Origin of the sequence: Flavobacterium sp. ov086, from assembly GCF_900187965.1 — a bacterium.
In the GTDB taxonomy this organism is placed as follows: Bacteria; Bacteroidota; Bacteroidia; order Flavobacteriales; family Flavobacteriaceae; genus Flavobacterium.
Genome location: NZ_FZNL01000016.1, coordinates 127,105 through 141,133, shown reverse-complemented (window position 1 = coordinate 141,133; position 14,029 = coordinate 127,105). Strand labels below are relative to the sequence as shown.

General features: G+C 34.4%; 13 protein-coding genes and 1 riboswitch. Of the genes, 11 read left to right on the top strand and 2 right to left on the bottom strand.

All coding sequences use genetic code 11. The annotated features are described in order from the left end of the window. Positions 1–77 precede the first annotated feature (77 nt). On the top strand, positions 78–2,924 hold the full coding sequence (polA, locus tag CHB81_RS17365; protein WP_089353109.1) for a DNA polymerase I: 2,847 nt from the start codon (positions 78–80) through the stop codon (positions 2,922–2,924). 119 nt (positions 2,925–3,043) lie between these two features. Here the strand turns inward: polA and CHB81_RS17360 are convergent, their stop codons facing one another. Beyond that, positions 3,044–4,069, bottom strand: coding sequence for a LacI family DNA-binding transcriptional regulator (locus tag CHB81_RS17360; RefSeq protein WP_089353108.1), 1,026 nt, complete (start codon positions 4,067–4,069; stop codon positions 3,044–3,046). A 193-nt stretch (positions 4,070–4,262) separates the two neighbouring features. On the opposite strand from CHB81_RS17360, the gene CHB81_RS17355 reads away from it, so the two are divergent. From CHB81_RS17355 to tsf, 6 genes are all read left to right on the top strand, one after another. Next, positions 4,263–5,012, top strand: coding sequence for a ferritin-like domain-containing protein (locus tag CHB81_RS17355; protein ID WP_089353107.1), 750 nt, complete (start codon positions 4,263–4,265; stop codon positions 5,010–5,012). A 26-nt stretch (positions 5,013–5,038) separates the two neighbouring features. Beyond that, a complete protein-coding gene (locus tag CHB81_RS17350) occupies positions 5,039–5,851 on the top strand; it encodes a ferritin-like domain-containing protein (RefSeq protein WP_089353106.1) in 813 nt (270 codons plus the stop codon). 193 nt (positions 5,852–6,044) lie between these two features. Further along, entirely contained in the window at positions 6,045–6,500 is a 456-nt protein-coding gene (gene rplM, locus CHB81_RS17345) for a 50S ribosomal protein L13 (RefSeq protein WP_089353105.1), read from the top strand. Then, complete coding sequence (rpsI, locus tag CHB81_RS17340; RefSeq protein ID WP_007808909.1) at positions 6,500–6,886, top strand: 30S ribosomal protein S9; 387 nt, start codon at positions 6,500–6,502, stop codon at positions 6,884–6,886. Before rplM ends, rpsI begins: the two co-directional genes overlap by 1 nt. A gap of 173 nt (positions 6,887–7,059) precedes the next feature. Next, positions 7,060–7,857, top strand: a complete 798-nt coding sequence (gene rpsB / locus CHB81_RS17335; RefSeq protein ID WP_089353104.1) for a 30S ribosomal protein S2 — start codon at positions 7,060–7,062, stop codon at positions 7,855–7,857. Between the two features lie 136 nt (positions 7,858–7,993). After that, positions 7,994–8,956 carry a translation elongation factor Ts gene (gene tsf / locus CHB81_RS17330; protein ID WP_089353103.1) on the top strand — a complete coding sequence of 321 codons (963 nt, stop codon included), beginning with the start codon at positions 7,994–7,996 and terminating at the stop codon, positions 8,954–8,956. Positions 8,957–9,208: 252 nt separating this feature from the next. Here tsf and CHB81_RS17325 read toward each other — a convergent pair whose 3' ends face one another. After that, positions 9,209–11,326, bottom strand: coding sequence for a M3 family metallopeptidase (locus CHB81_RS17325; RefSeq protein WP_089353102.1), 2,118 nt, complete (start codon positions 11,324–11,326; stop codon positions 9,209–9,211). 179 nt (positions 11,327–11,505) lie between these two features. On the opposite strand from CHB81_RS17325, the gene CHB81_RS17320 reads away from it, so the two are divergent. From CHB81_RS17320 to thiS, 4 genes are all read left to right on the top strand, one after another. Beyond that, entirely contained in the window at positions 11,506–12,174 is a 669-nt protein-coding gene (locus tag CHB81_RS17320; protein ID WP_089353101.1) for a queuosine precursor transporter, read from the top strand. A 14-nt stretch (positions 12,175–12,188) separates the two neighbouring features. Further along, the gene (locus CHB81_RS17315; RefSeq protein WP_089353100.1) at positions 12,189–12,848 is read left to right on the top strand and encodes a hypothetical protein; all 660 of its coding nucleotides are present in this window, start codon (positions 12,189–12,191) and stop codon (positions 12,846–12,848) included. Continuing rightward, a complete protein-coding gene (locus CHB81_RS17310) occupies positions 12,848–13,417 on the top strand; it encodes a DNA-3-methyladenine glycosylase I (RefSeq protein WP_089353099.1) in 570 nt (189 codons plus the stop codon). The genes CHB81_RS17315 and CHB81_RS17310 overlap by 1 nt, the downstream gene beginning before the upstream one ends. Positions 13,418–13,506: 89 nt before the next feature. Next, positions 13,507–13,604, top strand: a riboswitch (TPP riboswitch). A gap of 65 nt (positions 13,605–13,669) precedes the next feature. After that, entirely contained in the window at positions 13,670–13,876 is a 207-nt protein-coding gene (gene thiS, locus CHB81_RS17305; protein WP_089353098.1) for a sulfur carrier protein ThiS, read from the top strand. The last annotated feature ends 153 nt before the right edge of the window (positions 13,877–14,029 follow it).

Genomic DNA, 14,029 nt, shown 5'->3' with positions numbered 1-14,029 from the left:
AAATTTGAGTTTATTTTTTAAGAACCGAATCATTTTTAAAACCCAATTGATTATTTTTACAGACTAATATTTTTTTTATGTCAACTCAAAAACGTCTTTTTCTTCTCGATGCTTACGCTTTAATTTTTCGTGGTTATTATGCCTTCATAAAAAATCCGCGAATTAACTCTAAAGGAATGGATACATCAGCGATCATGGGTTTCATGAATTCGCTTTTGGATGTTATTAAACGTGAAAAACCAGATCATTTGGCAGTAGCTTTTGATAAAGGCGGAAGTCAATTGCGTAACGACTTATTTCCTGAATACAAGGCAAATCGTGACGTTACACCAGAAGCGATCAAAATTGCCGTTCCTTATATATGTGAATTATTAAAAGCAATGCATATTCCGATTATTGAAGTTTCCGGTTTTGAGGCCGACGATTTAATTGGAACAATTGCAAAACAAGCTGAAAAAGAGAATTACAAAGTTTTCATGGTAACTCCTGATAAGGATTTTGCTCAATTAGTTTCTGAGAACATCTTTATGTACAAGCCGGCTCGTATGGGTAACGGAATTGAGATTTGGGGAGTTCCTGAAGTTCTTGCAAAGTTCGAAATTGACCGTCCTGAACAAGTAATCGATTTTCTTGGAATGATGGGTGACGCCGCCGATAATATTCCTGGGCTTCCTGGAGTTGGTGAAGTAACAGCTAAAAAACTTCTGAAAGAATTTGGTACTATGGAAAACCTTCTGGCGAATACAGATAAGCTAAAAGGAAAAATGAAAGAGAATATTGAAGCCAATAAAGAAAAAGGATTGTTATCTAAAAAACTGGCTACTATATTATTAGACTGTCCGGTAACTTTTGATGAAAACGATTATGAATTAACACGCCCTGATATCGAAAAAACAGATGCTATTTTTCAGGAATTAGAATTCAGAAGAATGGCGGAACAATTTGATAATTTGTTTAAAGTTGGTGGCGGAAATGAATTAGCAGCTTCAGCTCCGGCTGCAGATCCTAAATTGTATAAAAAACCACAACCTAAAAATGAAGATCAGTTTGACCTTTTTGGAGGCGGTTCTACCGAAGAAGATACAGAAACAACACGAACTTCATTCTACAATACTTTAGAAAACACACCTCACTCCTATCAGGCTGTTCAGGGTGATTTAGGAATAAAATTGCTTTTGCAGAATTTACAAAACCAGCCTTCTGTTTGTTTTGACACCGAAACTACTGGCCTAGATGCCTTGCACGCTGAATTGGTCGGAATGTCTTTCTCTTACGAAAAAGGAAAAGCGTTTTATGTTCCGTTTCCGGAAAGCCAGGAAGAAGCTCAGGTTTTAGTGGATAAATTTAAACCGTTTTTTGAGAATGAAAACATCGAAAAAATTGGTCAAAATTTAAAATATGATTTAAAAATCCTTTCTAATTATGATGTTACCGTAAAAGGAAAACTTTTCGACACGATGATTGCGCATTATTTGATTAATCCGGATATGCGTCACAATATGGATATTTTATCAGAAACGTATTTGAAATATTCCCCAAAATCAATTGAAACATTAATTGGCAAAAAAGGAAAAAATCAAATTACAATGCGTGATGTTCCACTTGAAGACATCAAGGAATACGCTGCCGAAGATGCTGATGTAACTTTACAATTAAAAGAAATTTTTACTACAGAGTTAGATAAAACTGAAACTAAAAAGCTATTTGATGAAATCGAAATTCCGTTAGTAAGCGTTTTAGCTGCAATGGAAACTGAAGGAATTCGTCTGGATGTTGAATTCTTAAGTGCAATGTCTAAAGAAATGGACGTTGAGATTAAATCTTTGGAACAAAAAATATACGAAACTGCCGGCGAGAAATTCAACCTTGCTTCTCCGAAACAATTAGGAGATATTTTGTTTGATAAAATGAAAATTGGCGGAGCAAAACAAAAGAAAACCAAAACAGGTCAATATGCAACTGGCGAAGAAGTTCTAACTTATTTAGCCAATGACAACCCAATTGTAAAAGAAATTTTGGATTGGCGTCAAATGGTCAAATTACAAAGCACTTATATCCTGGCTTTACCGGAACAAGTTGACAAGAAAACGTTACGCGTTCATACTGATTATATGCAAACCGTTGCGGCAACGGGACGTTTGAGTTCTAATAATCCGAACTTGCAAAACATTCCGATTCGTACCGAAAGAGGTCGTCAGATTCGTAAAGCTTTTGTTGCTCGCGATGAAAACCATACTTTAATCTCTGCCGATTACTCGCAAATAGAATTAAGAATTATTGCCGCTTTAAGCGGAGAAGAAAATATGATTGCCGCTTTCAAAAACGGAGAAGATATTCACAAAGCTACCGCAGCAAAAGTATTTGATGTGCCGTTAGATGAAGTTTCCCGCGAACAAAGAAGCAACGCTAAAACAGTAAACTTCGGAATTATCTATGGAGTTTCTGCTTTTGGATTAAGTAATCAAACTTCATTATCTCGTAGCGAAAGCGCTGCTTTGATTGAAGCTTACTATAAAACATACCCAAGATTAAGATCTTATATTAACGAACAAATACAGTCTGCTCGTGAAAAAGGATATGTACAAACAATTCTGGGGCGTCGTCGTTATTTAAAAGACATTAACTCGGCAAATGCTGTGGTTAGAAGTGCTGCCGAACGAAATGCTGTAAACGCACCAATTCAGGGAAGTGCTGCCGATGTGATTAAAATCGCGATGATCAATATTCATAAAAAACTAAAAGAAGAAAACTGGAAATCCAGAATGTTGCTTCAGGTTCATGATGAGCTTGTGTTTGATGTGCATAACGACGAGTTAGAAAAAATCCAGCCAATGATTAAACACGAAATGGAAAATGCTTTTATAATGAGTGTACCGTTAGAAGTTGAACTTGGTATGGGTAAAGATTGGTTAGCGGCTCACTAGGAATTTTAGATCTGTAAAACAAAAAAATTACAATCTTGTCCTTCCAACAAAAAATGTAAATCAAAAAAAAAGACTGCCCATATGGACAGTCTTTTTTTGATCTTAGTATTTTATGAGTCTTACATTTTTCTTGTCGACTCTCGTTCTTTCAATTTTGTCTTGATAACAATTGTTTCATAATCTGAAGTTTCTTCTTCAGATTCTTCCAATCGTTTGATTAATTGTCTGGCAGCAACTTCTCCAATTTCTATTCCGTGCTGACTTACTGTAGTTAAACTTGGTGATAAACGTCTTGAAGCTAAAATTCCGTCAGCAAAACCAATAATAGAGATGTCTTCCGGAACTCTGAATCCTTTTTTTAAACTCTCTCTTAAAGCGGCAACTGAATCATTTTCATCCAAAGCAAAAATTGCATCAATTTTTTGATCAAAAATCCTATCGATTTTAGCCTTCATATCATCCTCAGAATCAGTACGAAGAATAATTTTCTCATTTACGGGAATTTTATTGTCTTTTAAAGCTTGCAAATATCCTTTTGCTCTTAATTTTCCAACACTTAAATTATCAACTGAAGAAATCAAGGCAATATTTTTACATCCTAAATCAATTAAATGCTGTGTTGAATTTAAAGCCGAATCAAAATCATCTACGACAACTTTGTCACATTCTACTTCATCAGCAATACGATCAAACATTACAATTGGCGTTCCGTCATTAATAATCGCAGAGAAATGGCTGTAATCCTGTAATTTTTGAGCTTCTTCAGAAACAGAAAGAATAAATCCGTCAATTGTTCCGTTGCTCAACATTTCAAGTGTATGAATTTCTTTTTCTAAAGATTCATTAGAAATACATGTAATTACGTTATATCCTTTTTTATCGGCTACTTTTTCGATACCACTAAAAACCTTTGCAAAAAAGGAATTTAATATATTAGGTATAATTACACCAATCGTTTTGGTTTTACGATTCTTTAAATTCAGACCAATAACATTAGGCTTATAATTTTTGAGTTTGGCATACTCCTTAATCTTCACCTTCGTTTGCTCACTAATTTCCGGACTATCGTTTAACGCCTTAGAAACAGTCGAAACAGAAACACCTAGTTCTTTCGCAATTTGTTTTAGAGTTGCTTTAGCTTTCATTTAAAAATATTTTATGTAATTAATACAAATATAGTAGAATTACCTAAAATAAAACAAAAATCACCTACCAGTATTTGAATTTATAAGATCTTTTTAAAATAAAATCAAATAAATTCCATTTCCCAAAACCGCTTGTCTTAAAAACTCGTTAATACCTTAATATATGTTATTAACCTTTTAAAAGACCTTGATTATGAAAAACGAAGTTAAAATTCATGAAGTAGATCCTTCATTGAATAACAGAAGGAGCTTCCTTAAGCTCAGTGGCTTAACACTAGTTAGTGCAGGTTTGGTTATCGCGGGCTGCAGCAATAATGATGATAATGATGCTCCAATGGAAGACACCACATTGCCAGGAATCAGAAATGGTGTGTTTGATTTGGGAGCCGGAGATTTTGGAGTTCTAACTTACGCTTATGCCTTAGAACAATTAGAAGCTGATTTTTATACCAAAGTTGTAAATGCATCAAACTTTAATGCAACTTTTAATGATATAGAACGCCAAGTACTAACTGATTTGTATTATCACGAAGTAATTCACAGAGATTTTTTCAAAGCTGCATTGTCCGGAGCGCTTCCTAACCCAAGTACTCAATTGTTGCCTACTCTAGCATTTAATTATGGTTCTATGAATTTTAATAGTCGTAATGAGGTTCTTGCAACAGCAAAAGCATTAGAAGATACCGGAGTTGCCGCATATAACGGAGCCGGAAAATTGATTAAAAGTCCCGACTACCTATTATTAGCAGGGAAAATTGTTTCGGTTGAAGCAAGACACGCTTCAGCGATAAGAAGTTTAATCAATCCAAATTCAAGCGATTTTGCAGGTGATGACATTATAAGTACTTCTACAGGTTTAGATGTTGCCAAAGATCCTTCTAAGATTTTACCAATTGCCGGAGGTTTCATTACTACAAAATTCACTGCCAAATATTTACCTTAATCCTAACTAGCTAAAACTTAGAAATTATGAATATTTTAAAATTTATAGAAACATTTACTGATGATAGCTTAATGAGAAGCACTGGTTCGAGAAGAGACAGTTTTAATCAGTTTGGAAATATCGGAAAAACACTGGCAATGGCATCAATTCCTTTTGGATTATCCGCATTCGCCAATAAAGCCTTAGCAAAAGATATTACTGCAACGCCGGCAACTCCAATTGGAGCTTTGCAATTTGCATTAACTTTAGAATACCTTGAAAATGAATTTTACGCCATGGCATTAGATTCCGGAGTAATTCCGGCATCAGAAAATGGAGGACGAGATTTAAAGGTTTTTCAACAAATAGCGGCACATGAATCTGATCACGTTAAATTTTTAATAGCAGGATTAGGCGGAACAATGAGCGCAAATTTTGTAGCAAAACCTACATTTGACTTTACTGTTGGAGGCGCATTTGATCCTTTTGGAGATTATCCAACCTTTCTGGCATTGGCACAAGCCTTTGAAGATACAGGCGTAAGAGCCTACAAAGGTCAGGCTGCAAATTTAATTTCGGCACCGGATTTATTAACAGCTGCACTACAAATTCACTCTGTAGAAGCACGTCACGCATCAGAAGTAAGAAGATTACGCGGATTAAAAGGATGGATTTCTAACGACGAAAGAGGGACAGGAATGCCATCAGCAACGCAAGGAGTTTATAATGGTGAAGGATTAACAATGCAGGCAGGATTCAATACAGCGACCGCATTTGGAACTGCTGCAGGATCAGAAGCTTATGATGAACCACTCACAACTCAACAAGTTGTAGATATTGCAAATTTATTCATTGTTTAACATAAATAATTCTAAAAATTGAACCACCTTCGCGTTATTGTGAAGGTGGTTTTTTTTTATTCTTTTAAATATAAAACTGATAGCTTGATTTTCAGCATATAAAATATTCTTTTCAGGTATTTGGTTTTAAAATAATTAATTGTACTTTTGCATCCCCTTTATTGGGGATGGAATGTTTAATTAAAATAATATTATGGACGCATTAAGCTACAAGACAATTTCAGCAAGCAAAGCCACTGTAACGAAAGAGTGGATCGTTGTAGATGCTGAGGGTCATAACTTAGGTCGTCTTGCTTCAAAGGTTGCAATGATCTTAAGAGGTAAGTACAAACCAAGTTACACACCGCACGTTGACTGTGGAGATAACGTAATTGTTATCAACTCAGAAAAAATTAACCTTACAGGTAGAAAAATGGATGACAAAGTTTACGTACGTCATACAGGTTACCCAGGAGGACAAAGAACTTTAACTGCTAAAGTATTGCAATCTAAAAACCCTGCATTACTAGTAGAAAAAGCTGTAAAAGGAATGTTACCTAAAAACAAATTAGGAGCTGAACTTTTTAGAAATCTAAATGTTGTTGTAGGATCTGAGCACAAACAAGGAGCTCAAAAACCTAGAACTGTTAACCTAAACGATCTTAAGTAATGGGAGTTATTCACAAAATCGGTAGAAGAAAAACCGCTGTTGCACGTGTATATGTTTCTGAAGGAACAGGAAAAATCACTGTAAACAAAAAAGAATTCGCAACTTACTTTCCAACTGCAACTTTACAATACAAAGTTTTACAACCAATGTCTATGACAGAAAATGTAAATAACTTTGATGTAAAAGTAAACGTTTACGGAGGTGGTTCAACTGGTCAGGCAGAAGCTGTAAGAATGGCATTAGCACGCGTTATGTGTGAAGTAAATGCTGAAAACAGAGCTATCCTTAAACCAGAAGGTTTATTAACAAGAGATCCAAGAATGGTTGAACGTAAGAAATTCGGTCAGAAGAAAGCTCGTAAGAGATTCCAATTCTCTAAACGTTAATATTACCTGTCTTGTGCATATGGTACAAGACATTATCAATTTATTGAAATTAAAAAACACAGTTGTTGTTGCTCTCCTATCGAGGTAGGAAATAGTTTAGCATCTAAATGTATAAAGCCTGGGAAACCGCCATTTATGCATTGCTAATCAACAGAACGTAAACTAGTACAAAAATGGCAAACAAAATAGAAGTAAAAGACTTACTAGAAGCAGGTGTTCACTTTGGACACATGACTAGAAAATGGGACCCAAATATGGCCCCTTACATTTATATGGAGCGTAATGGTATTCACATTATCAATCTATATAAAACTGCAGCTAAAATTGAAGAAGCTAATGAAGCTTTGAAAAAAATCGCTGCATCAGGTAGAAAAATCTTATTCGTAGCTACCAAAAAACAAGCAAAAGACATCGTTGCTGAAAAAGCAAAAGCTGCAAACATGCCTTACATCACTGAAAGATGGCCTGGTGGAATGCTTACTAACTTTGTAACTATCAGAAAGGCAGTTAAAAAAATGTCTTCTATTGATAAAATGAAGAAAGATGGTACTTTCATGACGTTATCTAAAAAAGAGCGTTTGCAAGTTGATCGTCTACGTGCTAAATTAGAGAAAAACTTAGGTTCAATTGCTGATATGTCTAGACTACCTGCAGCATTGTTCGTAGTAGATATCAAAGCTGAACATATCGCAATAAAAGAAGCACAAAAATTAAACATTCCAGTTTTCGCAATGGTTGATACGAATTCTGACCCAAGAGAGGTTGATTACGTTATTCCTGCAAATGATGATGCTTCTAAATCAATTGACAAAATTTTATCTTTAGTTACTGCTGCTGTAATCGACGGTCTTTCTGACAGAGGTTCTGACAAAGAAACTGAAGTATTTACAGAAGAAGCTGCTGCTGAAGCTGCTCCTGCTGTAGAGGCTGCACCAGCTGTTGAAGCTGCTGCTCCTGCAACTGAAGAATAAATCAAATTTAAATTCCAAATTTTAAATTCTAAAATCCAAGTACAAATTAAAAACGTTATGTTGATAATTTAATAAAATTGGAGTTTAGAATTTAAAAGATGGAATTTTTACTTTTAACATTAAAATTCAAAATATTATGGCAACAATTACTGCTGCAGACGTAAATAAATTAAGACAAACTACAGGTGCCGGAATGATGGACTGTAAAAAAGCTTTAGTTGAAGCTGATGGAGATTTCGATAAAGCTATACAAAACCTTAGAGAAAAAGGACAAAAAGTTGCTGCTAACCGTTCTGACCGTGAGTCTTCTGAAGGAGCTGCTGTATCTTTTGTTAATGCTGACAAAACTAAAGGAGCTATCATCACTTTAAACTGCGAAACAGATTTCGTAGGTAAAAATGAAGCTTTCGTAACTTTAGCTAAAGAATTAGTTGAAAGAGCTATCAACTTCTCTTCTAAAGAAGAATTCTTAGCTTCAGATTTCAACGGAATTACTGTTGCTGAAAAATTAATCGAGCAAACTGGTGTTATCGGTGAGAAAATCGAAATCGGTGGTTTTGAAATCTTAGAAGGCGCTTTCGTTGGATCTTATGTTCACGTTAACAAAATTGCTGCATTAACTGCAATTTCTGCTGCAATTCCTAATGCTGACGTTTTAACTAAAGATGTTTCTATGCAAGTTGCTTCTATGGGAGCTGATACATTATCTTACAAAGATTTTGATCCTGCTTTCGTTGAATCTGAACTTGCTGCTCGTATTGCTGTAATCGAAAAGGATAATGAAGAAGCAAAACGTTTAGGAAAAACTTTAAAAAATGTTCCTAAATATATTTCTTTCTCTCAATTAACTGAAGAAGTTTTAAAACAAGCTGAAGAAGATGCTAAAGCTGAATTAAAAGCTGAAGGTAAACCAGAACAAATTTGGGACAAAATTATTCCAGGAAAAGTTCAACGTTTCATCTCTGATAATACAACTTTAGATCAGGAAAAAGCTTTGTTAGATCAAAACTTTATCAAAGATGATAGTAAAAAAGTTGGTGATTATGTTAAAGGATTCAACGTTGAAATTACAGGATTCAAAAGAGTTACTCTAGGTTAATATATTATTATTTCAATATAAAAAGCCCGAATATTTATTTATTCGGGCTTTTTTTGTTTTAACAATTCTTGCCTTACAACTAGGACTTTCTCAAAGTTCTGAACTTTGACAAAACTTAAAACAAGTGTATTAGATCAGGAACTTAAAGAATGTAAAATCTTTTAATCCTCAAAATCTGTGGCTAAACTCAACTCCAAAAAAAATCCCCGAATAATACATTATCCAGGGACTTTAATTTAGAATTTAATCTTATTATTTTTTATCCTTAATTGGAAAATTTCTCGCACGCATTAAAGCATCAGATTTAGGAGCCCTTCCTCTAAAGTTTTCATAAGCTTTTTCCTGATCAATAGTATTTCCTACACTAAAAATATCATCATAAAGACGTTTTGCAACTTCTTTATCATACGGCCCTTTCCCTTCAGTAAAAGCCTCCCAAGCATCTGCATTGATAACATCTGCCCATAAATAACTGTAATATCCGGCAGCATATCCATCACCAGAGAAAATATGTCCGAATTGAGGAATTCTATGACGCATCACAATTTCTGACGGCATATGAAGCGCATCTAAAGTTTCTTTTTCGAATTTATGAGGATCAATAGTTGTCGTTGCTAAGTGAAGTTTCATATCAATTAAAGAACTTGAGATCGTTTCTACAGTAGAAAATCCTTCACCAAAATTAGATGCTTTTTCAATTCTGTCTACCAATGATTGTGGTAACGGTTGATTTGTCTTATAATGCAAAGCAAATTTATTCAATACTTCGGGAGTAGACAACCAGTGCTCTAATAATTGCGAAGGAAACTCTACATAATCTCTCGCAACATTTGTACCTGACAAACTAGGATATGTTACATTGGAGCATAATCCATGAAGTGCGTGTCCAAACTCATGAAACAAAGTTGTAGCATCTTCCCACGAAATTAAGATAGGTTCATTTGCAGCTCCTTTTATAAAATTACAATTATTAGACACAATTGTAAGAACATCTCCATCCATTCTTTGTTGCTCACGATAGGCATTCATCCACGCACCTGAACGCTTTCCGGTACGTGCATAAGGATCAAAATACCACAACCCAACTACTTTACCAGTAACCTTATTACTCACTTCCCAAACACGCACATCCGGATGATACACTGGTACATTAGTAATTTGTTTAAAGCTTAAATTAAACAATTCACCTGCAACCCAAAACATTCCTTCACGTAGGTTTTCTAATTGCAAATAAGGCTTAACTTCATTTTGATCTAAATCATATTTTGCTTTTCTTACCTTCTCTGCATAATAACGGTAGTCCCAAGGCTGAATCTTAAATTTTCCACCTTCCGCATCAACAATTTTCTGCATTTCGGCAACATCCTGATGTACTTTTTCTACAGCGGGTTCCCAAACTGATAACATTAAATCTAAAGTTTTCTTAGGATCTTTTGCCATTTTATTTGACAAACTCCAATCTGCAAAAGTAGAAAATCCTAATAGATTTGCTTTTTTAGTACGCAATTGCAAAATAGAAACAAGCGTAGCATTATTATCATTTGCATTTCCATTATCACCACGCTTAACAAAAATATCAAATGCTTTTTCTCTCAAATCCCTGCGAGTCGAGAAAGTCAAAAATGGCTCAATAGACGAACGTGTATTTGCAACACAGCCCAGAGCATCTAACTTTCTGCTTTTTGCCTCAGCAATTGCAGCATTTTTTACCTCAGTTGGCAAACCATCAAAATCACTTTCTGTTTTTAATGCTACATATTGGTTATGCTCTTCTGCCAATAAATTTTGACTGAACTTAGTAAAAAGACTTGCTAATTCCTGATTAATTTTAGCTACTTTTTCTTTATCTTTTTCGTTTAATTTAGCTCCTTCACGAACAAAGTCAGTGTAATACAACCAAATTAATCGTTGTTGCTCGCTTGTAAGTTTTTTGCTTTCCGTTGAGTTATATATAGTTTCTATTCTGGTGAACAATTTTTTGTTTTGCAAAATTTTGTCATTGAACGCAGCTAATTTAGGAGACATTTCTGTTTCAACAGCATCAAATTCAGGAGTACTTAAAGTCGAACCGTAAATTCCATAAACAGCGTAAATTCGGGATATAGTTTGACCTGAACGCTCCATAGCAGCAATAGTATTATCAAAAGTTGGTGCTTTTGGATTGTTTGCAATAGCATCAACCTCATTTAATTTTTCCTGAATTGCAAATTGAAGCGCAGGTTTAAAATCTGAAACCTTATACTCATTAAAAGCAGGAACTCCTCCATAAGGTCCTGTCCATTTTTTTAGCAATGGATTATCAGAATTAGTTTGCGCGTTTACCACAGATAAAGTTGTTCCCATGAGAAAAATCGTTATTAATTTTTTCATTATTAGTAATTTGATTTAATATAAAATTAAACATGTTATTATTCCAAATGTAACTAAAATCAACATTAGAATGAAAATTTTAACTCTCCCATTAGCATCAAGCCGTACTTAATTAATAATTATACATTTCCAATTATAAAGAAATAGTTTAAATTTGAAATGTCATTTATTACATCAATATGTTTAAAACCAGAAAAGAAATCGTTTTTGTAATTTTAGCCGGTATTTTTATAACCAATGCTGTTGTAGCAGAACTTATTGGAGGAAAATTAATTCAAGTTGGACCATTCGTAATGAGTATCGGAATTTTACCCTGGCCCATTGTATTCCTTACAACTGATTTAATAAATGAATATTTTGGAGAAAAAGGAGTAAAAAAACTCTCTTTTATAACCGCATGTTTGATTGCTTATGCCTTTTTAATATTATTTATGGCAATCGTAATTCCGGCTGCAAAAGGAATAAGCCCTGTAAATGACGAGCAATTTCATGCCGTTTTTGGACAAAGTATGTGGATTATTGTTGGTAGTTTAATTGCTTTTATGGCATCACAATTAATAGACGTTTGGATATTTTGGTTTTTCAAAAGACGAACCGGCGAACGAAAAATATGGCTCAGAACAACAGGATCAACCGTAATTTCGCAGTTATTTGATTCGTTTATTGTACTCGGAATTGCCTTTTGGTTACCTGGAAAAATAGACTTCGATACCTTTATTTCGTCAGGATTAACAGGATATATATTCAAACTAACCGTTGCTGTTTTATTGACCCCGCTTATTTATGCCGGACATCATTTAATTAAGAAATATTTAGACAACGATCCAGATCACTCTCAAAAAAAGTAAAAACAAATGGCACAATGAAAAAAACTAGTATAATTATACTTCTTTCTATAACATATTGCTTTTTTAGCTGCGGTAACAACGAAAAAAAACAACCAAAAAGAGTACAGTCTGTTAATACTTTAAATCCAGTTTCTGAAACCGCTTCAACTAACAAAGAAATTCTTACAAAAGTAATTGCTGCAAATCCAAAGATCAATAATCAAAATAACACTGGTATAAAAGATACAATTCTTTTGAAAACTGATACTTTAAAAAAAGATGCAAAAAATAATACCGCAGAAATAAAAAAAGACGATAATACCGAATTAATAAACTTTGTCAACATTCGCAAAATACTTTCCAGAAGCAAAGTTGGACAAACCTTAACACAAAAAGAATTAACTCAAAATTTCGAAATTCCCGAAGAAGCAGTAAAACTTGTAAAAAGTGTTACCAAAACTGCCGAAGATGAAATTGACATAAAATGGCACTCAACCTGGTTTGTAGAAAAAGTTTCCGACGCAAAATTTACCGATGCCCGAATGAAAGTTAAGTTTGTCGCCAATAAAATGTACACTTCAGGACAAGCAATCGGAATCAAATACAATAAAAAAATCTACAATGACCTGATTATAATTGGTCATTCTGCTTACATTCCAACCATAAAAGGATATCATTGGCAAATAGGAAAATAATGGAAAACGAAAATCTAATAAGATGTGGCTGGTGCACTGCCAGCGATTTATACAAAAAATATCATGACGAAGAATGGGGCGTTCCCGTTTATGACGACCCAACTTTATTCGAATTTTTAATTCTGGAAACTTTTCAGGCAGGATTAAGCTGGATTACAATTTTAAATAAAAGAGAAAATTTCAGAGCAGCTTTTGATTATTTTGATTATAAAAAAATTGCCAATTATTCCGAAGATAAAATAGAAGAACTATTGCAGAATACCGGAATCATTCGCAACAAACTAAAAATAAAGTCTGCGGTATCAAATGCTCAGGCTTTTATTAAAATTCAAAATGAATTTGGAAGTTTTTCTGATTATATCTGGAAGTTTACCAACGGAAAACCGATCATTAATAATCCAAAAACCTCAAAAGACGTACCTGCCACTACTCCACTTTCTGATGAAATAAGTAAAGATTTAAAAAAAAGAGGATTCAAATTTGTTGGTTCCACCGTAATTTACGCACACATGCAAGCCACTGGAATGGTCAATGATCACGCCGAAAATTGCTGGACAAGAGCTCAGTAATCAGTCTCAGTTTTCAGTTTTCAAAAACAACGTGAAACCTGAAACTTGAAACTTTTTTAAACAACCAAACAAAAATTTATTACATTTGCTTCACACTTTAGGGGTGTCTACAAACTTGTAGGCTGAGATTTTACCCTCTGAACCTGATCTAGTTCATACTAGCGTAGGGAAAAGTAAGATGACTTCTGCGCGCATTTTTATGCGCAATTGTAGCCATTCCTAAAGTATAACTACATACTAAACTAAGAAGGAATGGAACTAAAAATCAACCAACAAAGCAAGAAATTCAATGCTGTAACACTTAGCGTTCAGGCATTGCTCGATCTCGAAATTCCCAACAAACAAAACGGAATTGCCGTTGCCGTAAACAATACCGTAATTCCAAAACCCAACTGGAATCAGCATTTTGTACAAGAAACCGACGAAATTCTAATAATCTCAGCAACACAAGGAGGATAATTTGGCTGCTCGGGCGGGCTATCCGTTTCAAGTCCGCAGTCGTAAACCACAAAAATATAGTCTTAGTAAAGCTTCCGTTGGTCGCTTTTCTAATCCTTATTTTTTACGGTTTTCTCCTTTACGGGCTTTTCACTTCTATCGCTGGCAGAAAGA